This is a genomic window from Microcoleus sp. AT3-D2 (assembly GCF_036705715.1).
Taxonomy (GTDB): Bacteria; Cyanobacteriota; Cyanobacteriia; order Cyanobacteriales; family Microcoleaceae; genus Microcoleus.
Window position 1 is genome coordinate 1 of the sequence record NZ_JAUBVE010000063.1, and the last position, 23,440, is coordinate 23,440.

A 23,440-nucleotide genomic window follows, 5' to 3' on the forward strand; every position below is an offset into this window, starting at 1 on the left:
GCCAGCGTTCATCCTGAGCCAGGATCAAACTCTCCGTGTTGGATTGTTTTTTTTGGCTTTAGTCAAGTTCTTTCCACGCTAGCCCTGAAGGCTGGTTTTTTTCCCTTGACTTTTTTCTCGTTGTTTGCGATATTGAGTTCAGCTCTCGCTTTTACTCTCTATCTTGATTTTTTTGACGAGGTTAATAGTGCTTTAAGCTTTCAAACTATTCTTTTTTCTAGGTTCAGTTTTTTGCCTTTAGTTCGTGGTTCAGTGAACCGCTTCTCTTCTGGCGCTTTATTAATGTATCAACTCTCCCCAGAGTTGTCAAGCTTTTTGGGGAAATATTTTTGAGGTTTTTTGAAAGCTATACACTGTAAGGGTTTCGAGACTTATGACCGGCTCCGACCTCCGCTGGCTGACTCCTCTTTTAACTATGGGGTCTTTTTTTTGACGAAAAGACGGCTTTGGGGCAGACTATTTCCCGCGCATGGGTATAAGGACTCACTGGTTCAATAGGATGATGGGGCTTACTTAGAGTAGAGGTAAGGCAAAGTTAGAGTGTAAGGTGTGAAGCTGCATCATGGGGTTAGGATGACAGAAGCAGGCTGGTGCATGAGTCATATATATGTAAGTGGTGTCTGCATTTCTGGGACTTTACTGAGGGAGGTTTGGGTCTCAGATTGAGCCGATCGCCCTTAACAATTCCTCTGATTCAAAATCCAGAAGTTGACACGACACCGTACTCTAACCCAGATCAAACTCCGAAAAATCGATCGCCCGCAAATACACTATCCTGAATTACGCCCCGAAACTCCTTTAGTTACGCCAGCTATCAGCCCTTGATGATCGAGCGCGAGTTGGTCTCTTCAACATCTACATCTAAAAAGTGCAACTGACTCTCTTCCTCAGTATTGACAGCAATCACCAAACCTCTATCCCCCCAAGGAGCGATCGCCCGGGGTGAGGCAGGACTGCTAAAATTCCCTACTTGAATCCCTTGACTGTTTAACACTTCTATCTGCCCCCCAAAATCGGCCAATACCCATCCCCAATTAGCCACACAAGCAGACACGGGCAAACTTTCAAGGGGAATTCGCGCTACCTTGAGCGGCCACAATTTCATCAACAGCACCGCCGCTTTACCACCTTGGGGAATTCCCAGCAAAGTATAAGGCTCAGGTGTCAATAGGATCTGTCCGACGCTGGCAGACAACCGCACAGAACCCACCGGCGTGCCGCGGCGAGTGTAAACTCTAAAAATAGTTTGGGGATTTTTTGGTTCGTTGTCCGGCCAAATTGCTAAGACGTGTCGCCGATCCAAAAAAATTAATTCTGGTAAATAGTGTTCTGGTAAAGGCACAGTAGCGATCAGCTTCAGGGCTTTTTCCCGATCGCCCGCAGTGCTGTTTCCCGCTAAAGAATAAAAACGCAGTTCGCCAGGCACCGCTACTGTCAACCAGTTACCGTGAGAGTCAATAGCAGCTTTTAAAGCATCTGGGCCTTGCCTAAAACCCATATCCAGCAGGCACTGAGGTTCCCAAGAGCGATCGTTGAGCCAGTAAAGTTTTTGCGGAGTGAGAACGCAGCAGCCGTGGGAAACAGGTAAAATGCCCCGCACGATTTCCGGCATTAATGAAATAGAAGTAGATATTTCTCCTGTAACTAGCTGTTTTCCCGGCTGAGACCAAACCTTTACCTCTGTACCTACAGCAGCATAGAGATATGTTTCAGTGGCAATTAAAGCGGTCAACGGTGCTGGAAGTATCAGTGGCTTGGGGTGCGAAAGCGCATAGCGGACAGTCCCAAGTAAATTAATCGCCGACAGTGATGCTTTTTCCTCTTCAACTTCTAGCAAAGACTCAGTTTCCGACTTCAGACTTTTATCACCACTTGTGGGATTTTCCCAAGGAATAATGCAGTCGCCCAATTGCCTAACAGCGGGGTCATACATGATCAGTCGCAGAGCTTGGGCCATTTGGGAAGCACTGGCAAAACGGCGGGCTGGCAGCTTTTCTAAAGATTTTTTAACTATTGCTTGCAAAGGTTCGGGGATGGCGTCGGGAAATTGCAAGCGTTGATTCAGGTGCGCCCACCTCAAGTCTCCGGGGGTTCCCCCGAAAGGGCGGTAGCCCATTAGCAATTCAAACAGCAGAATGCCTACTGCATATATATCTGACATCGGGGAAAAAAGACCGTAAAACCGCTCAGGGGCCATGTAAGCGGGGGAACCTACGGTAGCGTCGGGAGAAAGTTCTTGGTGGAGGCGAGTGGTACCAATTTCTGGCAGCCGACGCGCGATGCCAAAGTCAGACAGTCGGGGCGACCAACCTTTTGCCCCTAAAGTGAGGAGGATATTTTCGGGTTTGATGTCGCAGTGAACTACGCCTCGCCGGTGGGCGTAGTCTAAGCCTGCTAAAACTTCCATGACTAGCTGCAAACCTTCAAGCAGACGCAAGGGGCGCTCTTGTTTGAGCAGGTTGCGGAGGGTTCCTCCCTCGCAGTAGTCCATAACCAAGTACCTCCCTGTAGCTGTGTGTTCTAGAGCTCGGCAGGTAACAATGTTCGGGTGCTGCAAGGTGATCAGAAACCACAGCTCTCGCAAGAATTCGCTAGTTGGGGCTTTTTGATGACTAAGTTCTTTGAGAGCAACCAGTTGGCTGGTGAGGCGGGAGTCCTGGGCGGGAGCTTCTCGAACGCTGGCACAAAAGACTCGACCAAATTGTCCTTGTCCGACTAGCCCTAAAATACGGTACTTAGAATGTTGCATCGGTCTAATTATAGAAAAAGCTTGAGCTAGTATTAAAATATGTAAATAATTCTGACAAAAATTCAAATTTTTGAATCCCTCGCCAGGTACAGCCTATGTTATCTCAGGTTCATTCTCAGCCTCTTTGAGAGCGATCGCACAGTCGCACCTACTAAAATCCTGGAGCTTCGGAATCACTATCAATCTTGCCGGATGCCGCTACCTGATCGGAAACTACCTGTGGCTGCTATTTTAGTCGATCGCGACTATTGCTGTTTTTTCAATGCCATCCAGAAAGTATCTAAGGTTTTAGCTTTTCAAGGCGAAGCTGGGGAATCGGGGCGAGGGAACAGCGATATGACCAAAACAGAAGTGCGGTTATGTCATAGGGGTTAGAGAGCCAGAAGCCGATGCTGTCGTCAAGGCATCTTAACCTTTTTGAGTATTAGCCAAATTTTTTTGCGCTTTGAATAAGTTGATCGTAACTTGCTAAATACTGAAGTTGACAGGAGCAAACATCAATATGGTTAAAATTATTAAACTAGATCCAATTGCGGAGGAAATAGCAGTCGAAACCCGATCAAATATTTTGTCTGCCTTACTTTCCAAAGACTTAGACGTTCTCAAGGAATGCGGGGGGCGGGGAATGTGCGCTACCTGCCATGTTTACATTAAAGAAGGCATGGAAGGCTTGTCGGACATGAACCGCCGCGAGAGAAGGACGTTGGAAGTCATTACTACGGCTAAAGCCAATTCGCGACTTGCTTGTCAGGCTCAAATTATGGGCGAGGGTGTGGTTGTACAGTTGCCTGCGGGGATGTACATTAATGCTATTGAAAATGTCGAAGCTCTGATCGGCCGCCGGGCCCAGCAAGATTTATTACACCCAATTACGGGTCAAGTAGTTGTAGAATCAGGAAAGTTAATTACTCGTTCTATCGTGACACAGCTTAATGAAACCCGCTTTCAAGTAGGACAGTATTTAGTTCGCACTAAAGAAGCTTAAAACTGATATGTTTGTATTTTAGTAGTAGAGAAAAATCTATGTTGAGCCAACTTGCGCGTTTGAGCATGGAAGCAGACGGACGCTACGCCAGTGCAGAAGAACTCCAATTTTTGAAAGACTACTTTCAGTCTTTGAATCACCGGATGAGTGCTTATAAAAAAATTCAAGCCTCTGAAACAGAAATTATGCGGCAAGTGGAAGCACAAATGCTCTCTCTAGACCCTGGTTTATTTCGGCGGGGGGCTAACGATATGACTGAAAAGTGCCGTGGAGATATTGTGCGGGTGTTGAGGCATTCGGCGGCAGCACTGTTGATTAATGATACGGAACGATTGCGCGATCGGCTACTACTTTGGTTGCAAACTATTTTAGGGGCTGTTCAAGTTAGAAATAGTGCGACCGTGACTTACGATGTGATGAAAAAGGTTCTCAAACAATATCTCACAGTGGAAGAAAGAAACCTATTTTTTCCGATTCTGGACATCAACCGCACTTTACTCGGCAAATAATCAAGGGAGTTGACGAGTTAACGCCGATAAACTGTGCCGTTAGGAAGAGTGGCTCCAATCAACTTCGCTCCCGTCAAATCCGCCTCAGTGAGAATGGCTCCCCGGAGGTTGGCTCCTGTCAAGTCAGCTTTCTGCAAGTTGGCTTTACTCAGGTTAGCTTTGGTCAAGTTAATTTCATGCAGGCAAGAATTAGAAAGGTCGGCATTGAGCAGGTAGGCTAGACTCAAGTTGGCTTTGCTGAGGTTTGCCCCGCTCAAATTAGCTTCCATCAGATAAGCACCGCTCAAGTTGGCTTCGTTCAACAATGCCTCTGCCATATTAATTCCAGTTAAAAGTTTGCGGCTCAAGTCTACACCGCCCAGATCGGCTCCGCTGAGGTTAATACCGCTTAAGTGGCTGCCATTCAAAGTAATGTTTCTCAGATAGGTTTTGCTGAGGTCTGCTTTGCACAAATTGGCTCTATCCAAGCAAGCTTCGCTAAGGTCTGATCCGATCAAGCACGCGCCGTTTAAATAGGCTTGAGTGAGGTTAGCTCGCCTGAGATTAGCTTTCAACAGGTTGGCTTTACTGAGGTTAGCACGAGTTAAGTTGGCTCCGGCTAGGTTGGCTTTGGATAATTCGGCTCCGGTGAGCTGTGCTTCGGTCAAGTCTGCCTCTTTCAGACTCGCTAGACTTAAGTAAGCATCTTTGAAGTTTGCTCCGTTGAGATTGGCTTTAATCAGATAGGCTTTACTGAGATTGGCCTCAGTGAGAACGGCTTTGGTGAGGTTAGCCGCGCTCATATCTGCACCTATGAGATTAGCATTGGGAAGAATTGCTCCGGTCAGGTTTGCCCAATTCAGATGAGATCCGGCTAGGTTGGCGCCGGTAAGATTGGCTTCGATGAGATTGGCTCCACTCAGACTTGCTGCCATGAGGTTGGCGCCGGTGAGATTGGCTCCGCTGAGGTCAGCTTTGCTGAGATTGGCTCGGCTCAGATGGGCTTTGGTGAGGTCTGCCCCGCTGAGGTTAGCACCGATTAAGTAGGGTCGTTGCTGGTGTTGGTTGAGGTTTGCCAAAATTAGAGTTGGGGCATCGCTGGAACGGTATAAATCGATCGGACTCAACACAATGCCGCGCAGATTTGCCAGTCTAAAATCTCTTTCGCCGGCTGCATATCGAGTTAGAAGTTCATTGGCGTCCATTAAGTTCTAGCAAAATGTTTGAGGTTTTGATTGCTTTTAAATTTTATGAATTTCTAAAGTAAGTTATGAATTTTCTAGCTGCTAGTTATAATCAGGTATTATTTAGATTGCTAAAACCTGATTTTTTGACTTAGGAGCTCTTTTATAATTTAACTCACAGTTTTGATGATACGGTGGATAATATGGGTGCAACACAATCAATTTGACAGCTATTAACAAACTAATAGCTGTCAAAAAAGTCAGTTTTTTGGGAAAAGTTGACTGAGAATAGCTTCATGGTCTTTTCCTTCTTCGACCATAGAATCGGCAGGTTGGAGGCGATCGCGCAACCCTAAAATAAAGCGGTTGCAGTCCGAACCCAATGATTCGCAGGATGTTTGCAGGCAGTGAAGTTCTCGACCCGTAAGCTGACTAAAGAACGCACTTAAAATACCTGCTTCTAAAAAACAGGCTGGTCGCTTAGACTTGGGAGCTGTTTTAGCAAAAAGAGAGTTAGCAATTTTTACTATTAAAAATCCATGTTCGGAATAGGTAGGATCAAGCTCAAATGTTCCCCATCCATGAGTTTTCCAACACTGCTGTAAGGACTGAATAAATTCTACCATTTCCATTTCAGAAACTGGCTGACCGTAGTATTCGCTGACTTCTTCACAAAAACGCACGTAGAAGTTTTTACCCCACCAGCGACCGCAGTTGAAAAGCACGAGGCGGGAGGCTTGACCTGTTTCTTGTTCTAAGCCGATATAAATGGCTTGAATTAGTGTTTCTGGGAGTGCTAAGAGTCGATCACCCCGGCGATTTTCGAGGAGACCGAGTTCGAGGTCGCCTCGGACGTAGGCATCGCTAGCAAAGTAGTTTCCAGGGAGTCGGGGCTGTTTGAGTAAGTCGGCAATATTAATCATCGGAAATTGGGAATTGCGAATCGGGAATTGGAAATAGGAAGTTGGAAATTAGGAAGAAAGCAGATTATTTATTACCTTGGTCAATAATAATTGAATGTGCTTGGTCGAAAAATGGTTGCAATATAGCCCGGGCTTGCTCGGAAAGCAATTCTTTTAAACGAGTTTGCAGCAGATTGCAAACAGTGGCTTCGATTTTTTGAGTTTGGTGGGCTGCGACTATGCCGGAAAGCCAGTCTACAAGGCGCTGTTCGAGAAAATTTTTATCGTTCAGCAGCATAGCCATAGCGCAGTACCGCAAGACTAACACCCAGTGTTTAAGCGATCGTTCTAAGGTTTCTTGTTTTTCGTCGGGGAACGTTTCTTGTACCTTGTTGGCTACTGGTTGGAAGATGCTTGCTTCCTTCTCTCGCAAAAATTCGTAAATTTTTAAGCGCTGGACAAGGGTTACAGCTTGACGCTTAAAAGCTATGAGTTCTTCGCCTTTTAAAAAGCGGTTTTCTGCCTGATCCAGCAGCGCCTCAATCTCAGGGTGCATGATTTTAATTAAGTGGTAATCGGTAATTGATAAAAGGAAGGAATTTCGGCAAAGAGCAATGCACGGGATTTAACGGATTTAACTAATGGATTTTGAGGGAGGAGGAAAGAGGGGTGAAAGAAGATGAATGAGGAATTCCCCTATTTTTATTTTCCATTCCCTACACAGATTAAAATAGGTCAAATAGGTCATCAATGGTGACTTCTGCTTGTTCAGAAATAGAAATTACTGGCAAGGGTGGGGGTAGGGGTAGGGCACCTACTTCCGGAATTCCTTCCCAAGAAATAGCTTGAAAAAAGTCTGCTACTGGCTGGGTTAAACTCAGAAGTTGACCGGGGGTCGAGCCAGTTGGGGTTGCTAAAGATTTTCCCAGCCAATTATAGTGACCAAAGAATTCTTGGACGGATTGGCCCAACCATGAAGTTTGACTTTTCATCTTTCTTCCTGCCTGGAGAAATCCACCATCGCACTTTCGATCGCGAAATTGGTGGGAGGAAAGGCAGGGCAGGGGATGTGCCTTTCCAGGTTGTTTACCGCAATATTTCACCGTGTTGCAGTCGATTTTGAATATCGCGGGCGTTGGCACCTTCGTTGAGCCAGAATGCTGCTGCATCAATTTTATCTGGGTTGCCGAGCAGGAACTTGCAATAGGTTTCTCCCATTGAGTAACATTGGAGTTCTATGCAGCTCAGAGGCTTTTTGACTAAAGAGCCGAAGAAACCGGCGAACAAACCTGCGTATAGGTGACAAACCGGTTTGCCTACGTCGCCCAAAGTGCGAGCAACTGCTGAGTCAAATAGGTTGATGAAGATGCAGCCGTGTTTGCGATCGCTCATGTCCACTTCCCAGCGACCCCAACCTTGAGCTGTGAAAGGCCACCACCAAGTTTCTAGCAGAAACATGAGATTTGACTGGCGAATGTTCTGGCTGTATTCGGCACTAAACCATTTTTGAAAAAATTCGGAATCTTGGAGTCCCCACTGGCAACCAATAGTATACATGATGACAGATGACGCAGGGCCGACTTCTTCTTCGAGTCCCTCCACCAAACCGATAATGAAGTCTTCGCTGGTAAAAATGTTGCGCGATTGATTCCAGTCGTCAATTGTACCCATCTGGCGATCAAAGGCAAAAAAATCCTGAAACCTATAGTGGCTGTGAGTTTTAGGATGCTTTCGCTTCAGTGGCGATTCGCTGTGGGGGGAGATTTCTTTTTTGGCGGTAGAGACCATTGGCGGGTTATTCCTTTTTGGTTTAGTTTGGTGAAAATTAGACTCAAATAGACGGGCCTGTGTATCCAATTTAACTTTATTTTTCTAAAGGCAGGCACAGGGTATAATTTTTTACTAAAATATAAAAATTAAAAATTCTAAGATGCTAAATTTGGGGGCTTGTTGGGAGTTCTGCCTGCGGACAACTGCTCTCTGAATGCTAGCGAAAGTGGGTATAACCTTAAACGGCTATGTGTTATCGTTTTGTGCAAGCTGTCCACTATATATATAGGGCATATGGGGATGAAAAATCACGCTTGTATTGCAATAGGCATCAATCAATATCAGTTACTCCAGCCTTTGAGTTATGCCCAAGAGGATGCAGAGGCCCTGTACGGTTTTTTGACTGAGGAGGCGGGTTTTGCGCCGGATGGATGTCTGCTGATGACCGATAGCTCGCCGTCGCTGTGGGGTCAATCTACATATCCAAATCGGGAAAATATTCTGAGATTGACCCAAAGCCTATGCGCGGAACATGTGCAACAGGGAGATTTACTCTGGTGTTTTTTTAGCGGCTACGGTGTCAGTTATGAAGGTAAGGATTATTTGATGCCGGTTGACGGTAATCCGGCTGACATTCAGGGTACGGGGATTCCGGTAGAGTTGCTGTTGAATACTCTGAAAAACGCTCCTACGGAAACGGTGTTGGTGCTGGTTGATATGAATCGCAGCCAGATTGTGAAAGCGGGGGAAACGATCGGCTCTCAAACGGTCGAGCTGGCGCGGGAACTGGAAATCCCGACGGTGCTTTCTTGCCGCCCGAATCAAGTTTCCCGCGAAACTTCGGCTTTGCGTCAAGGGTTTTTTACGACGGCGCTTTTGGAGGGGCTGCGATCGGGACAGTGCATGACCATTAAGGGTTTAGACCGTTTTTTGAGCGATCGACTGCCGGAGCTGTGTGACCACCATTTGCGTCCGAAACAAGAACCTTTGATGGTGGTGAATCCTCCAGGAAAGGCTAATTTGGTGATTTTGCCGGATGCTTCAGGGGTACCAACTGCTGCGTTGGCAGGACGCAACGGCAATATGGCGGTTGGTACGGCTGATGGGTTCGATCGCCCGCAAATGGCGACGGCTACGGCTCGAATGGATCTGCCTCCGGCAGTTCGCAACGCTCAGGATTCGTCGGTTGAGATGCCGCCTGTGTCGCAGCCGAAGGCCGTGGTCCCTGCTGATGGGGGAGGCGATCGACCGAACTTGCAAAAGCCGGAGGATGAGCATAACGGGGGGTCGGATAAGTCATTTTTGCAGCAGCTAGTTTTATGGAGTTCAGCTACGGCTTTGGTGCTGCTGTTGGGTGTTTTTGTGACGAACAGATCAATTTTTATTGGTCAGCAGGAAGGAGATCCTCGATCGCCTGCTGAAAATGCCCAAAACTCTGGATCTCAACAATCTACTGGTACTGGGGGGTCGCAGAGCCAGCCGCGGGCTGTGCAAGCAAGGACTGGAACCAAGCAGCCACCATCCAGCCAGCAGGTGTGGGCTGAGGCGAAAACGTTCCTCAAGGATGGTTCGGCTTCTAGTTTTAATAGAGCGGTGGTTAAGGCTCGAACGATTCCGGCTAGCGATCCGCTCTACCCGCAGGCTCAGCAGGATATTGAGCGCTGGAGTTTAACGATTTTGGATATAGCTAACGGGCGGGCTGCTCGAGGCGATTTCCAGGGGGCGATCGGCGCGGCTAAATTGATGCCGGATGTCAATAAGCCTGTTTACAATCAGTCGAAACAGGCGATCGCTCAGTGGGAGGAGCTATCCAAAGACCAGGATGTAAATGCTGCTTTGCTATCGGCTGCTAAGGGTCAAATTAAACGGGGGGTTGCCTCTTCTTACAGTAAAGGCATCCAGCAAGCTAATAAAATTGAGCCCGGTCAGCCGAAGTATGAAGAAGCTCAACAGTTAATTGGAGAGTGGAGCGAAAGTATTCTCAAAATTGCTCAGTTGCGCGGCTCTCAAGGAAAGCTGAAAGAGGCAGTTGAAGCTGCTTCGCTGGTGCCGTCTGGTACTAAGAGTTATCAGCCGGCTCAGAAGGAGATCGCCAATTGGAAAACTAAGCTCCAACGCCAGCAGAAAAAAGGTTGATTTAGTTGATAATTTCTCGGTTTCCCACCGGGAAATTATCTTAGCGACTGGCCGAAGTAGATCGATAGATCGCTCGATACCTCTTGATGCTGCAAAAAAAGATCTACACATCGATAATTTAAAACCAATAATTTTATTCAACATTTCCCCTCCCCAGCTTCTGCGCGAGGGGATTTTTTATGCTTGCTGCCTAGCCGGTTCGTTTTTGTAGAGTGAAAGATATCGTATGGGCTGGTTAATTGGGGCTGCATAATAGTGGAATGATTTGGATTTTTTTTGTTATGAGCTCATGAGCCTGAAGGCGTGTATTTTCAAAGCAGGCGGGACGCCTAACCCCTACTCATTACAATAATCCTCAAATTGTGCAACGCCGATTAATTAATATCTTTAATTTACGTCCAGAGTTGCCTAAACCGACGCCTCCAACGTCAAAAAATATTTTTTCACAATAAGGATGGCTGTAAATATATATTGGTTGATGAGGAAAGAGTTTTAAATTACTTAATTTTGATGGGTGCTTAAAAAAGTTAATTTATGTATTTTATCACCTAGGGTTATCAGCTTAATTTATAGTTAATTTTAACTTTAGTGACCAGCAAATAGGGCTATATCAAATTGCTATCTAAGGAAAATAGCTAAGGCAAAATCGCCTTAAAAAATCGGGGATGCAGAGTTGATTTTTTTTATGCCTCTTTGTGGGCTATTAGGAGCGATCAACTGATGGAAGACTGTTTAAACTTGTGCTGTTTTTAAATTCTTAGCAGTGACAGATATGTTATGAATTATACAAAATGATCCGTTACTGGCAATTCTCGCGGACGAGCGATCGCCCCCAATGAATTCAGGAAACAGATTCAGCGCCACACAGGACAAAATATCTAGATTCACAAGCTGCGAGTCTTCCTTGACCAGGAGATCACAAAGCTGCCTTAATTAACACAAATAATAGCTTTGCAAGAAAATCCAAAAAATATTTCCTTGAGAAACAAGAATAAAAACTTGCTCGCTTATTGTAGCCCCGGTAACAACACGTATGCCTGAAGTTATAGTCCACAGCCAAGTCTACGGGACGATCTAAATCAATAGGGTGATGTGGCAGTGTCCGGGTGTTAAGAGGGGCGATCGAAGAGGAATGTTCCCCGAGCGATCGCTTCCCAATCGGGGAGTGTAAAACCTAGGAAGGCAAGGAGTTGGAGACAATCCTGAACTTTTTGAGTTCAGGAAAGTAGCGTTAGCACTAAACTCTGCCTTATTGTGGAAATCGAGCCAAATTTGTAACAGTTCTTAACTATAAATAATTCTGCCAAAACTGCTAGCATAGTGACACTTTTGCTAGCAAAAACAGATAAAGTAAATAAAGTTGGCTAGCTCTAGACGCGCCGATCCCCATCCTGGGGATGTTGAATCAATTTGATTCATACCAAGTGGTTTTAGAGTTACAATCGGAAGCAAAGCATCGCTATTTAACTGAGTTCTTTACTTACTTTTAGTTTCAGCTATGAACGTGGATTTTATCAAAGCCCAAGTCAGGTTGCTACAGGGTGCAAGTTCATCGGAGCGAGAAACCCTTATGAAAAACATCGGCGTCTGTGCTGGCGTGATCCGACCGGGAGAGTACGTGACTCCGCAACGGAAGCACGCTATCACTCTCTGGCTGCAAACAAATGCGGTTCGCCTCCGGCTTCCCCAACTTCCTCTGGACTTATCAGGCCAAAAGCCTTAACAGGGAAGTAATCAAGAGGTAGCGACAGAATCAAAGAAATTAGTCAATCTTACCTAAAAGTGCGTTTTTATTGAGCTGTACAGGATCAATGAAACACGATTAAGATTGAAAAAATGTTTGTAGGGAAAGTTGGGTTCGAAAACACGCCTGCGGACAAGAAGCGGCCGACCGCCTTGGTAGAAACAGGAAGTGAACGTCAAACCTGCTCTAAAAGTAGATTTGAGTAAGTTTCACAGAAGGGATTATTGTGCACAACTATAACCTGGGTTATTTGCTTTTAGATTTGAGATTCACGATTTAGCTCGTACTGGATAAATTTGCTATTTGTGGATCGCCTGAAAAATTATCCTATTCAATAGGTATAACTAATTACAGGGGCAGTCATTGAACTGCCCTTACTTTTGACTCCCGATGCGAAACTGTTGCAAGTTAAAATAAACGCATCTACTTGCAGATAGAGTTTAGGTGAACTCTCATGTAAGCAGCAGCGGCTCTATATTATCTGGTATGTTCGAGAGAAGGGGAGAGGGGAGAGGATTGGACGAGCTTTAATAGGGAATTAATATCATCAAACAGAACGAGTTATAGCAATCCTTGCAGGAGTCGTACAAAGATGTAGGGGATAGTACCTTTCTTTGCCTACCCTGCCTCATGGGGGCAACCACGGGGGGTTTGCCCCTACAAGAATTACACAAGGGATTTAGGATGGCTATATTACAATTCACTTGCTTTCTAATATATTTTTCCACAAAAATACTGTGAGCAAAAAACAAAAATTTCCTTATTTAGTTGGTTCCCGATGGACTTCACACCAAAAAACTTGGGGGTGGCGACACTTTCAAGTGGTCAACCGAAAAAACGAAGGTAAATGGGTATTTGCAGAAATGGTGGCGGCTTGTGATCCAAATGTGCGTTTTTGGCTGAACGCCGCACAGCTCAAAGACCGATCGCTCTGGCAAGCTGGATGGCAGTCTACGCAAGAATTAGAGGAACTAGAAACTGCCGACTAAAAGACAGGGCTGTGGGGTAGATTGAGGGGAACTTCCGCCGCCTGCTGCTATCGTTCCGATCCAAACCAATAGGGAGTGAGACTTTCCCGGTTTTGAAAAATATTTTACCAAGACATTGGTGGGAAAAATCATAAGTATGTAACAAAACATTAAGTACGGCGATCGCAACTCAATTTAATGCGTTTTGTAGGGTAGTTTCCTTTTTTCCTCTAGGGCGTGTCCTAAATTAAGCTAAATGACAGAACCGGCCAGATAAATTGCACCTAAAAAGTTTGCAGCGCGTTTGTCGTAGCGCGTTGCGATCGCTCGGTACTGATTGAGATTGACTAAGGTCTATCGTCCCATATTTCCAGCGGCACAGGGCGCAACCTTCCCGCAACTTCTACGCTCGGCCAATTCGGATCAAAAGTCAAATTTTCCAACGTTCCATCGCTGTGAATTAAAAACGTATCCTCAATTTTTGCTCCCGACAAACTCGGATTCCAAGCCACAGCCATATTTTCTGCCAAAATATCTGAAGTAGCCGGATTCGCCACAATTTCCCGGGCCAAGTATCCGGTAGTTCCGCCTTGATGGTGTTCCGCAATTGCTTGAGGATATCCGTGCTCTTCGTAAGCAGTTTTAAGCGTATCATAAACCGCATTCAGCGTTACTCCCGGCCGACAAAAATTGAGCGCCGCTGCTTCAATTTCTCTGACTTGTCGGTGCAACTCTGAATGCTTTTCCCCAAGAAAATCGAAACAGACAAATCTAGTTAAGTTTGCATACAAACCCCATCCCCTCGCGCAAAATACTAACATTGCTTGTCGTCCAATTTGTTCGGCGGTTGCTGTGGCGTGGCGGTACAGCGCCAAACGCCTTTCTCCAGCAACTAATGTCAGGGCTGGATGCAAACCTCTAGCCCACAAAGCCTCTGCACCGGCTCCCGCTAGCTGATATTCTGTCCATGTGGGTTTGGCTGCAGAAAGTACCTCTGTCATCGCTTCGCTGGCTAAACGCCCAACTCGTCGGTATCGCTCTAATTCGCTTGACATCATTGTCTGTTTGCGGGATTGTAAAGATGCGATTATTGGCATTTCTTGGGAAGTTGGCCGATCGCTCATAACGTTACCGCCACCAGTAATTTGTTTGACGAAAGCTTCGCGCTCTGCAACATCAGCCCAAGGATAGATGTGCATTTGAAAGTTGGCTGGCAGTTCCTCGTCCTGCAAGCGTTGATCTTCGATTTCATCGGTGAGAACCCAAGCATTTTCGGCGGTAATTAATATTTCTGCCACTCCGGTTTCTGCGGTTAGCAATACTGTATGGGAACCGCCGGCTGTGGCCCAGGCAAACCAATCTGTACCGCGCAAGCGAAGCGCGATCGCTTTTGTTTCGGTTAAGGCTTTGCGGATGAATTCGAGTTTGCTTTCAACTTCTAGGTTTAATGAGTTTATCATCTGCTTTCTTGCATCTAAATTATATTATTTTTAGGACGGGGCGGGACACCCCACGAAGAAGGAATAAAATCAATTATTTGAGTCAGCATTTCCTCAATCTAAAATCTAAAATCTAAAATCTAAAATCGATAGATACTGCTTGCAATTCTTTAGCTTTTTCTTCGGGTAAAGCGTCGTTGGCAAACATTCCGGCGGCGAGTTCGGTTCCTGCTAGGTATTTTAGCCGATCGCTCGATCGATAGGGCGGATAAAATTGGGCGTGCAAATGCGCTCCTGGATGGGGTTTCCCGTCTGTGGGGCCTTGAAACCAAGCCATCAAATAAGGGAATGGGCGATGCCACAAACCGTCATATTTGAGGGTGACTGTTTTTAAGGCTTTAGCGAGTGATTGCCGCTGTTTTTCCGTCAAATCGATAAATGTAGCAGCGGGGGCGATCGGGGCAATCCACACTTCGTAAGGGTAGCGGGCACAAGCGGGTACAAAGGCGATCGCCTCTTCGTCTAAATAAATAATTCGCTGTTTGTCGGCAATCTCTTTTTGAATCAAATCTTGCAGCAAACCGCTACTGTTTTTTTGATAGTAAACCGATTGACATTCTAACATCCGTGCCGGCACCGGTGGCACGAACGGATAAGCGTAAATTTGACCGTGGGGATGGTGCAAAGTTACTCCGACTTCGACGCCGCGATTTTCAAAGGGCAAGACGTATTCAATTTCGGGATTGCTGCCAATAACTGAAGTGCGATCGGCCCATACTTCTAACAATAATTCCAAATGAGTTAACTCCAAAGATCCCAAGGAAGCCAGCGGATCTTGAGTGAAAACAACGACTTCGCAAATGCCTTTAGCTGGCAAAGTTTCTACAATATTTGCAGGTGCGTTTTTTGCTTGCAAAGTCATCGAGGGAAAGCGGTTGTCAAACACTGCTACATCGTAATCTCCCGGCGGCAATTCTGTCGGAAACTTAGGGTTAATTGTAGCTGCCAGGGGGTTGTATTCCGGCGGCGGCATGAAAGTTCTTCCCTGACGGTGGCTGGCGTATGCTACCCATTCCCCCCGCAAAGGATGCCAGCGAAAGTGCGGGTTTGCCTGTACGGGTTCATTGCTGGGACTTACGGCCACGATACCTTCTGGGATTGGGTAGCGACTGTACAGTGTGAGTGGGCGGCCGTCTGGTTTTAGCAATGTTTGGGCGTACATTTTTTGTAGGGGCGGGCGATCGCGTTTAATATATGTTAGGAGTATAACTTCGTGCTTTGAGAATCTGCCCCTACCTAAAGTCGCAAATTATGTTAACAAGTTTAGTTTGCAGTACCAACGTCAGCCGATCGTCTGCTATGGTAGAACGGGCTGGAGAGCTTGGATCTGGATTCAATTTAAATGCGTAGCAGCTTACGATCGCAATTCCCAATTACCCAGTATATTTATCGATCGACCATTCGATCGAGCTTTTCCTTAACCAACAAGTCTAACAACGAGCGCAACACAAACAAGCCACCGAATCCCGAAACCGCAAAAGCTGCGATCGCCCCCGTTTGATATCCGCCCACTAGCAGCACTGCACCCGACAAAAACACAAAACCAGTCAAACAAGCGAAAATTAGAGTTTTCAGGGCTAAATTAATGCGTTTCAAGGCTCTTTCGCTCTCTAGATTTCGCACTCTAATTTGCAGTTCGCCTTCTTCAATTCGCTGCTCCAAACGCTTGAGATAAACTTGCGATTTGCTCGGCTGCCGTAACTTATATGTAATAAAACTTCGCGCTTGCCTTGCCAATTCTCCGATCGCATTTCCCCGCCCCTTGCTCACCGCAATACTCTTGACAAAAGGCTGAGCGGATGCTAGGAAATTGTAATTAGGGTCGAGAGTTCTGGCAATGCCGTCGAGAGTCGTGACTGACTTGACAATAAACATCATTTCTGCAGGCAAGCGAAACGGTTGCTGCTCGAACATGATGTAAAGTTCGTTCTTAATTTCATTAAAAGCTTGAAAGTCGATCGGCTTATCAATAAACTTATCCAACAGAAAAGCAATTAACCTGCGTACTGGCATCATATCCGGCATCGGCTCAACTAAGCCGATCGACATTAAAGTATTGAGTACCTCATCAGCATCCTTTCTCATCACAGCAAAAAAAGTCTTGACCATTTGGTCTTTAGCCAGAGACTTCACCTCAGCCATCATCCCAAAATCGTAAAAAATCAAGCTACCATCTTCTGTCACCGCCAAGTTTCCCGGATGCGGATCAGCTTGAAAAAAACCGTCAATTAACAACTGTTTCAAATAACAGCAAATTCCGAGTTGATTGAGCTTCACAATATCGACTCCAATCGCCTCTAAACTAATGCGGTCGTCCACCTTAATGCCCGGTGCGTATTCTAGAGTCAGCACTTTTTTAGTAGTGTATTGCCAGTAGACTTTCGGGACAATAACTTGAGGATATTCTCGAAAATTATGGCTAAAGCGATCGGAATTTTTACCTTCTTGCACGTAGTCAATTTCTTGATATAAAATCTTAAAAAACTCGTGATAAATAGATTCCAGGTCATATTTGCGCGTTCCAGGCAAATAGCGATCGCAAAAACGCATCACTTGGCGCACCGCCTTCACATCCAAATCAAATAAACTTTCCAAACCCGGACGCTGAACCTTTACAATCACATCTTCCCCGGTGTGCAGCCTCGCTTTGTGTACCTGTCCCAGACTCGCAGCAGCGATCGGCGACGGGTCAAAATCACGGTACAAAGCATAAATATCCTTGCCTAACTCTGATTCTACAAGAGCGATCGCCTCTTCGGAACTAAACTGAGGAACCCGATCTTGCAACTGTTCGAGTTCCTTCACATACTCAAGCGGCAACAAATCCGCGCGAGTCGAGAGAGACTGCCCGATTTTAATAAAAGTCGGGCCTAAATTCAGCAAAGTATTGACCAACCAATGAGCGCGAATTCTTCTAGTATGAGGCGAATTATTTTGCAGCAGTGCGTCCCACCACAAAAAAAACATAAACTTTCCCGCCGCTGCAAAAATGTCTATTTGCCGTGCCAGTGGCGAATATTTAGAACGTTGCCAACGCAGGGTTTTAGGTGCAGCTTTTGTGAGCATAATATTGGCGATCGAATTCCATGCACCGTGACAATTTTTAGGGACAATCCAGGACGCAGAAACCCGCTTGTACGAAAAGACGGGTGGCAGGCCTTTGAAACAGTTAAAAACTCAGTTTCTTTGGTCTATACTGCGTAATATCATCTCCGACTATACAATTATAATTAAGTTCCTAGTAAGTAATGCAAGTCCTAATTAATTCATAAATAGAGGACAGTCGCACTCACTAAAAACACGCGCTAATTACGGGTCAATAACCAGACATAATATAAGTTATGGGAAAAATCAGCAATCGAGAACCGGCAATTTAGACGGCAACCAGATCAACAATTCAAAACAGAGGACTTGGTAGTGTTTACGACATTTCCCAATCTCCCTCTTCTGGCAAGTCTTCTAGTTTCGCCTGTTCGCTGCCAATTCCCAGGAGCTTCTCAACCGAACTATTCTTCTACATTACAGAGTTCCGCTGCAAATTGCGGCAGAGTCAGAGTAAAAGATGTGCGCCACAAATTGTCAGATTCTGAACATTCTGCCGGACAGCTAGATACATCAATAGTACCATTCAAGTGCTGCACTAAACACTTTACCAGAGCCAGACCCAAACCCGTACCGGCGATAGCTTGGTCAGTAATGCCAGTGCCACGGCGGAACTTGTCAAAGATGTGGGGCAAATCAGCGGCAGAAATACCGCGCCCGAAATTAGAAATGCTCAGGACAATATAGCCGGCTGCCTCAGACGCCTCCAAAACTACCGTCGTTCCAGAAGCAGAGTATTTTCCAGCATTCGTCAGCAGTTCCAGCAGTATCCGATTGAGAATGTCCGGGTCAGTTTCCCAGCAAGGAGTCAACGTGGGCAAATCCACCTTAAGAGTCAATTGCTTATCCGCCCACTGTTTTTCAAAATCCCTAACTAAATCTTGAAATAAACGGTTGAGATCGATTTTGATTAGAGAAATCGGGACTTGCTGAGGTTCAAACTGCTTGAGGGCCAGCAAATCGTTAACCAGAGCAGTTTCCTTAGAACACTGCTGTTCTAGAATGTCGAGATACTTAGTCCGATTCGCTGACGGCAGTTCAGCTTGTTTGAGCATCAGAATCGCCAGCTTCATGATTGTTAAAGGGGTACGCAACTCGTGACTCAGAGTGCTGAGAAACTCCTCTTTAATCAGCTTCAATTTCCGCATTTGTTCTAGCTGATTGGCAGATTGTTCGTACAGTTTCTCCTGCAGGTCTAGACTTTGCTGCAACTGAGAGGTTCTGTCGAAGACTACGGTTTGCAATTCCTTAACCGTTTGAGTTTGGATAATCATCTTGCTCGCTTGAGCGCTGACTGATTCGAGAACTTCTAATTCTTCCGGGATCCAAGTGCGCGGATCGGAGTGCTGCAAAACCAAGAAACCCAAAACTGTTTCCTGGCAGCTACCGCCCGTGAGGGGAACCAGCAGCAAGTCGCGAATGCCTTGGAGTTTCAAAATTTCTGTGGCTGCTTCTTGTTCTTTGCCGATTAATGCGCCTGCGTCTGCGAGGGCGAGGGGTTTTGGTGCGCTGTGGAATGCTTGGTGGCACAAATTAGATTCTGACAGCCAAAAAGCGGGATAGTTATTTGGTTTTGAGTTGGGGATTTTGGATTGGGAATTAGCAGTTTTATCTTGGTTTTTTGTTTTGGATGTTGAGCTTTTTTTTCCGGTAGCGCTTTGTGCTATTGCCTGTTTCTTTGGAGTTTTTTTTACAACGGATTCGCAAACTAATTCGACTTTCGCTTTGGGAGTTTGATTGGGGGAGCGAGTTGTAAATAGAGGATCTGTATATTTCAATAGCAGGATTTGGCCTCTATCTATTTCCAGGGTATCGACGGTATTTTCAATAACTTGCTGCAATATTCGATCGACTTCTGAATTGGTGTCGATCAAGGCAGCAACTGACCTGAGTAGATTTTTGTATTTAGCTTGTCGCTGTAACTGTTCGTTTAAGCTGGCAATTTCTTGAGTTTTTTGAATGTGAGAAATCGCGCTGCCGATCGCGTCTGATGCTGTTTCAAGGTGCTGCCGATCGGCTACCGACCATTCGTGAGGTTGCGACTTACCTACAATCACCATGCCATTTACAGCCCCTCCAAATCGCGCAGGCCCTGCCAGAATTGCCCGGAAAGGCAGCGCAGTCACAGGGGAATTGGGCGATGAAGCAGCAGGAATATCCAGATAGTCGGATATCGCCACTATCTCGCCGTTTGCTAGCACGTCTGCCCAAACGGGATGTTCGAGTGATATGCTAGGCGGTTTTAATCTTGTGGTTTGGGGGTATTCCGGTGTTTCGGTGGAATCGGCAACACCGGCAACATAGGCGAAATCGCTGCTATTTTGCCAGCAAGCATTCGGATTTACTGCTTTGTGGTCAACCACAGCAGCAACAAAACAGAAATCTGCCCCCCATGCAACCCCCAAAGTATTGGCTATTTGCTGCAGCAGGAGTTCTTGATCAAAGCTGGTGGCGAGAATTTGGCAAATTTGTCGCCCAAGGAGGGCAGGATCGACCTGGTACTGCATAAGACGATCCAGAAATTTTTGGACTGATACTGGTTCTGCGATTTGCGGTAAATGCAAAGTGCAAGCCTCTGAGGGCGATCGGTCGATCAAAGTAAAGTCTTGATTTCTCTGGCGATCGATCATGGCAACCAAGCCTTTATTCTAAGATGTTTGAGCCGGCTCCCGCTGCAAATATAGAACCTCTCTCTAACTGTCGGCTTGACCGTTATGAGCCTGCTTTCTGTGTTCCAGCCGGTCGGCGGGTCGCTCGATATGTAAAAATATACCCAGATCTGACCGAGTTCTATTTTCCTGTTTTCTACCTTTCGATCTGTACGGAATGAACTGTACCATCCTTTACCGGATGATTATCAATCCCATTCCCGCTAATTTTGACGGTTATTAGTAGTATGAAGCTTTTCTAGAGACCGCTTAGTGACACCCCTCTTCTCACTGTGTGATGTTTCCTATTTAAGCTTGTGATTCTAACAAATTTTTATTGTGAGACAAATCTGCCGATCGAGTAACGCCGATCGCAAAAATTCAAAATCCCAAAATTATCACTCATAACATAGCTGAGAGTTTCCGAGTTTTTGCTCAAAAACTCATTTTTCACAACACCTAGAGCAGCGAGGCGAACTCTAAGGTTAAATTTATCCGACTTACCTGCTTACTTATTTTGTGCTTGCTGTTGGGCTTTATCGCTATTTTGGCGGTAAAGTGCCGTCCGGTTCTGAGCCGTTGTGTAGCGGGGATGCTTGGAAGGCACGGCGGCCATCAAATCGGAAGCTTGCTGCCACTTAGCAGCTACGACTAACCAATCCTCGCGAGATTGAGCGGTTTTGCCCTCGGTGGCTGCTTGTTCGGCTACTCGCACTGCTTGGGCAAAAGAGTCCACAGCAGAATTAACAGTCTCCTTAGAAATTTTCAAAGCAGGTTTTGCCTCCGAGGGAGGGGCACTGGCAACTGCTTGGGTGCTGGCTTGTGTGCTGTTTGGCACTTGGGAATTAAGTCCTTTGTGGATGGCGGCCGCTGCTGCAAGCAACAGCACGGTCAAGCTGATGCCGCCGACGATACCGCGCTGAAATTGCCGCGGTTGTTGCATCGATCGAGGTATAGCCATTCTCGGCAAAGCCCGCTTGCCTGTGAGAGTTTGTCGTTCGTGATGGGCGGTGGCTAAACGCTTGAACAAATTCGGCTTTCGGAGTTTAATTTCTTGAGACCACAACAGTTGATTATCCGGATCGCGGCTAATTTCTTCCAGCCACAGCAGTTGGTGTTCTCGCACAAGCCGGCTGTTGATGTTGACTCGGCGAATATTGTGGGGCGAAATGCGTTCCAAAATTTCTCGGACTCGATCGACCAAACTCGACTCTTCGAGCAGTTGGGGCGTTGCAGCTTCGCACAGCAGTTGCAGCACCCCGTCCGCAAACACAGCTCGGGCCCTGACCCCTATCAGTGCCAGTTCGTCATTAAGGATTTGAATAATCGATGCAACCGAGCCCTCGCGAGCTTGTCGAGCAATGTCATCTATTGGATTTGCCATAAAACTATCTTGACGCTTAGCAATCTGTTAATTGTTAACCCAAAGTCTCGGATCTAATTTTTACTCATACAGGTTATCACTGACACTGCCAGGTTAAAATGAACAGATGCAAATCTTGCATACCGATCCACTTAAAATTATCACCACAGCATCGAGCGAGGCTAACAGGAAATAAACTATGGGTAAAGTAATTAGCGGTCAAATTTTTGTTGTAGACGACAACATCGATACAGATCAAATTATCCCTGCCGAATACCTGACCCTGGTTCCCTCGAAGCCGGATGAGTACGAGAAACTAGGCAGTTATGCGATGATTGGGTTGCCCGATCGCTACGGTAAGTTTATCGAATCCGGTGAACAGAAAACCCGGTATCCGATTATAATAGCAGGCGAAAATTTTGGCTGCGGTTCTTCGCGGGAACACGCTCCCATCGCTTTGGGAGCCGCTGGCGTTACAGCAGTGGTGGCTTTGTCTTACGCACGCATTTTCTTTCGCAATTGCTCGGCTACTGGCGAATTGTACCCGATAGAATCAGTTGAGAGGCTCTGCGACTTGTTTGTAACCGGCCAAGAAGTGACGATCGACTTTACAGCAGAGGTAATTGTCAACCACACTCTCGATCGAACTTTCTCGCTCAAACCTTTAGGAGAAGTAGGGCCAGTGATTGATGCCGGAGGGTTGTTTGACTACGCGCGCCAAACGGGAATGATTGCGGCTCGCTCTTAACTTTTAAAACCCCTGCAATGTAGGGTGTACCACCGGGCGCACCTTACTAATATCTCCCTCCTCAAACCCATGCAATGTAGGGTGCGTGGAAATTTTCTCAAATCGAGTCAATAAAATTCAATAAAATACGCTGGTGAGCAATGCCAAAAGGTCGCACATCTCCTGACTGCTCAGAATAGCATTTGCCGGCCCGAATCTGCTCCGGGGTCAACAACTTCATATCCCAACCCTCCAGCAAAACTAAATCCTTGACATCCGCACTAAGTTGTCCGTGAAAAACGTGGCGAACCACATCTTTTTCGACATCGCAACAGAAAAAAGAAACACTTGCAGGATCATAGCAAATTTCCTCTGATAATTCCCGTAATACAGCCACTTCCGCAGTTTCTCCCGGTTCCAAGTGTCCACCAAACAAAGCCCAATGTCCGGGATACCTGATATGAGGAATATCGTCTCGCAACTGACAGAGAAACTTGCCGTCTTGGTACAAAATCGCGATCGCAACGTGAATTTTAGTCATGTGTTATTAGTCAGTAGTCAGTAGTCAGTAGTCAGTAGTCATTAGTCATTAGTTATTTAACACGAATACACGGATGAATTATGGAGTATTCCTCAGATATTAAATAAGGAAGAGGGAACAAAGAGCAATTATCAAATAACAAACAACAAATAACCAATGCCTATTTCCCCTTGTCTGAACTGGGAGTGCGCTTTAACTGTTCCATTTCCTCAACATAAATTTCACCTAAATCTTTTCCGGCCAATTCCTTCAGAGTAATACTCTTGTAGCGGACTTCTCCCTTCAGCAGCACTTCATCGCCAAGCTGGGGCAAATCTTGCTTGGTTAAAATCCAAATACTGCCAGTACCATCCTCAAGTTGATAAGCCGCATTCCCTACAAACGGAGCGCGATTTTCTACCTTCCCCCGAAGATAAACTTCAGCATCCACTTGCCGCTTTTGTTGAACGTCGCCAATGCTAGCAACATTAAAACCAAGATTAAGTTGAGACATTGGTAAATTGCCACAACTGAAAAAACCGCTGGCGAGGATTAGCGACAAAGAGCTGGTGCAGAATCTTTGAACCCAAACTTGCTTAATTGCAGTAGTCATTGGTCAACTGAGTTGAGATTTGAGATACGACTTACTTTAACA

General features: G+C 46.0%; 22 protein-coding genes and 1 pseudogene. 9 read left to right on the plus strand and 14 right to left on the minus strand.

Annotated features, from left to right (window positions below; translation table 11 throughout):
• On the plus strand, positions 1 to 333 hold a 333-nt coding region (locus QUB44_RS22370), incomplete at its 5' end, for a hypothetical protein (protein WP_333370874.1).
• 481 nt (positions 334 to 814) lie between these two features.
• Here the strand turns inward: QUB44_RS22370 and QUB44_RS22375 are convergent.
• Positions 815 to 2,749, minus strand: coding sequence for a serine/threonine-protein kinase (locus tag QUB44_RS22375; protein ID WP_333165943.1), 1,935 nt, complete (start codon positions 2,747 to 2,749; stop codon positions 815 to 817).
• A gap of 192 nt (positions 2,750 to 2,941) precedes the next feature.
• On the opposite strand from QUB44_RS22375, the gene QUB44_RS22380 reads away from it, so the two are divergent.
• From QUB44_RS22380 to QUB44_RS22390, 3 genes are all read left to right on the plus strand, one after another.
• Entirely contained in the window at positions 2,942 to 3,124 is a 183-nt protein-coding gene (locus tag QUB44_RS22380; protein WP_333370876.1) for a hypothetical protein, read from the plus strand.
• A gap of 127 nt (positions 3,125 to 3,251) precedes the next feature.
• Positions 3,252 to 3,734 (plus strand): 2Fe-2S iron-sulfur cluster-binding protein, encoded by a 483-nt coding sequence (locus tag QUB44_RS22385; RefSeq protein WP_006635922.1) that lies wholly within the window; start codon positions 3,252 to 3,254, stop codon positions 3,732 to 3,734.
• A 38-nt stretch (positions 3,735 to 3,772) separates the two neighbouring features.
• Positions 3,773 to 4,243 carry a phycobilisome protein gene (locus tag QUB44_RS22390; RefSeq protein WP_333211712.1) on the plus strand — a complete coding sequence of 157 codons (471 nt, stop codon included), beginning with the start codon at positions 3,773 to 3,775 and terminating at the stop codon, positions 4,241 to 4,243.
• A gap of 17 nt (positions 4,244 to 4,260) precedes the next feature.
• Here QUB44_RS22390 and QUB44_RS22395 read toward each other — a convergent pair whose 3' ends face one another.
• The 5 genes from QUB44_RS22395 to QUB44_RS22415 form a co-directional block, all read right to left on the minus strand.
• The gene (locus QUB44_RS22395) at positions 4,261 to 5,427 is read right to left on the minus strand and encodes a pentapeptide repeat-containing protein (protein ID WP_333370879.1); all 1,167 of its coding nucleotides are present in this window, start codon (positions 5,425 to 5,427) and stop codon (positions 4,261 to 4,263) included.
• Positions 5,428 to 5,666: 239 nt separating this feature from the next.
• The gene (locus tag QUB44_RS22400; protein WP_333370882.1) at positions 5,667 to 6,329 is read right to left on the minus strand and encodes a V4R domain-containing protein; all 663 of its coding nucleotides are present in this window, start codon (positions 6,327 to 6,329) and stop codon (positions 5,667 to 5,669) included.
• Between the two features lie 64 nt (positions 6,330 to 6,393).
• The gene (locus tag QUB44_RS22405) at positions 6,394 to 6,864 is read right to left on the minus strand and encodes a phycobilisome protein (RefSeq protein ID WP_333370884.1); all 471 of its coding nucleotides are present in this window, start codon (positions 6,862 to 6,864) and stop codon (positions 6,394 to 6,396) included.
• A gap of 169 nt (positions 6,865 to 7,033) precedes the next feature.
• On the minus strand, positions 7,034 to 7,300 hold the full coding sequence (locus tag QUB44_RS22410) for a hypothetical protein (protein ID WP_333370885.1): 267 nt from the start codon (positions 7,298 to 7,300) through the stop codon (positions 7,034 to 7,036).
• A 94-nt stretch (positions 7,301 to 7,394) separates the two neighbouring features.
• Positions 7,395 to 8,096 carry a V4R domain-containing protein gene (locus QUB44_RS22415; RefSeq protein WP_333370887.1) on the minus strand — a complete coding sequence of 234 codons (702 nt, stop codon included), beginning with the start codon at positions 8,094 to 8,096 and terminating at the stop codon, positions 7,395 to 7,397.
• Positions 8,097 to 8,378: 282 nt separating this feature from the next.
• Between QUB44_RS22415 and QUB44_RS22420 the strand changes: the two genes are divergently transcribed.
• The 3 genes from QUB44_RS22420 to QUB44_RS22430 all read left to right on the plus strand — a co-directional run bounded on the left by QUB44_RS22420 (position 8,379) and on the right by QUB44_RS22430 (position 12,947).
• Complete coding sequence (locus QUB44_RS22420) at positions 8,379 to 10,214, plus strand: caspase family protein (RefSeq protein ID WP_333370889.1); 1,836 nt, start codon at positions 8,379 to 8,381, stop codon at positions 10,212 to 10,214.
• A 1,498-nt stretch (positions 10,215 to 11,712) separates the two neighbouring features.
• Positions 11,713 to 11,937 carry a hypothetical protein gene (locus QUB44_RS22425; protein WP_333042394.1) on the plus strand — a complete coding sequence of 75 codons (225 nt, stop codon included), beginning with the start codon at positions 11,713 to 11,715 and terminating at the stop codon, positions 11,935 to 11,937.
• A gap of 758 nt (positions 11,938 to 12,695) precedes the next feature.
• Positions 12,696 to 12,947, plus strand: a complete 252-nt coding sequence (locus QUB44_RS22430) for a TIGR02450 family Trp-rich protein (RefSeq protein ID WP_242725377.1) — start codon at positions 12,696 to 12,698, stop codon at positions 12,945 to 12,947.
• 231 nt (positions 12,948 to 13,178) lie between these two features.
• Here the strand turns inward: QUB44_RS22430 and QUB44_RS22435 are convergent.
• The 3 genes and pseudogenes from QUB44_RS22435 to galT form a co-directional block, all read right to left on the minus strand.
• A pseudogene (locus QUB44_RS22435) lies at positions 13,179 to 13,268 on the minus strand (IS5/IS1182 family transposase); the annotation flags it as partial.
• 5 nt (positions 13,269 to 13,273) lie between these two features.
• On the minus strand, positions 13,274 to 14,386 hold the full coding sequence (locus QUB44_RS22440; RefSeq protein WP_333370891.1) for a M24 family metallopeptidase: 1,113 nt from the start codon (positions 14,384 to 14,386) through the stop codon (positions 13,274 to 13,276).
• Between the two features lie 112 nt (positions 14,387 to 14,498).
• Complete coding sequence (galT, locus tag QUB44_RS22445; RefSeq protein WP_333370894.1) at positions 14,499 to 15,587, minus strand: galactose-1-phosphate uridylyltransferase; 1,089 nt, start codon at positions 15,585 to 15,587, stop codon at positions 14,499 to 14,501.
• Between the two features lie 106 nt (positions 15,588 to 15,693).
• Between galT and QUB44_RS22450 the strand changes: the two genes are divergently transcribed.
• Positions 15,694 to 15,846 carry a hypothetical protein gene (locus QUB44_RS22450; RefSeq protein WP_333370896.1) on the plus strand — a complete coding sequence of 51 codons (153 nt, stop codon included), beginning with the start codon at positions 15,694 to 15,696 and terminating at the stop codon, positions 15,844 to 15,846.
• Here QUB44_RS22450 and QUB44_RS22455 read toward each other — a convergent pair.
• The 3 genes from QUB44_RS22455 to QUB44_RS22465 form a co-directional block, all read right to left on the minus strand.
• The gene (locus QUB44_RS22455; protein WP_333370898.1) at positions 15,812 to 17,491 is read right to left on the minus strand and encodes an AarF/ABC1/UbiB kinase family protein; all 1,680 of its coding nucleotides are present in this window, start codon (positions 17,489 to 17,491) and stop codon (positions 15,812 to 15,814) included. The two genes, QUB44_RS22450 and QUB44_RS22455, sit on opposite strands and share 35 nt — an antisense overlap.
• Before the next feature lie 440 nt (positions 17,492 to 17,931).
• Positions 17,932 to 20,157, minus strand: coding sequence for an ATP-binding protein (locus tag QUB44_RS22460; protein ID WP_333370941.1), 2,226 nt, complete (start codon positions 20,155 to 20,157; stop codon positions 17,932 to 17,934).
• Between the two features lie 526 nt (positions 20,158 to 20,683).
• On the minus strand, positions 20,684 to 21,559 hold the full coding sequence (locus QUB44_RS22465; RefSeq protein ID WP_333370900.1) for a hypothetical protein: 876 nt from the start codon (positions 21,557 to 21,559) through the stop codon (positions 20,684 to 20,686).
• Between the two features lie 178 nt (positions 21,560 to 21,737).
• Between QUB44_RS22465 and QUB44_RS22470 the strand changes: the two genes are divergently transcribed.
• Positions 21,738 to 22,286 carry a LeuD/DmdB family oxidoreductase small subunit gene (locus QUB44_RS22470; RefSeq protein WP_333042404.1) on the plus strand — a complete coding sequence of 183 codons (549 nt, stop codon included), beginning with the start codon at positions 21,738 to 21,740 and terminating at the stop codon, positions 22,284 to 22,286.
• Between the two features lie 97 nt (positions 22,287 to 22,383).
• Here QUB44_RS22470 and QUB44_RS22475 read toward each other — a convergent pair whose 3' ends face one another.
• Both QUB44_RS22475 and QUB44_RS22480 read right to left on the minus strand, forming a co-directional pair.
• Entirely contained in the window at positions 22,384 to 22,806 is a 423-nt protein-coding gene (locus QUB44_RS22475; protein ID WP_333370902.1) for an NUDIX hydrolase, read from the minus strand.
• A 160-nt stretch (positions 22,807 to 22,966) separates the two neighbouring features.
• Positions 22,967 to 23,398, minus strand: coding sequence for a DNA-binding protein (locus QUB44_RS22480; RefSeq protein ID WP_333370904.1), 432 nt, complete (start codon positions 23,396 to 23,398; stop codon positions 22,967 to 22,969).
• Positions 23,399 to 23,440: the final 42 nt, after the last annotated feature.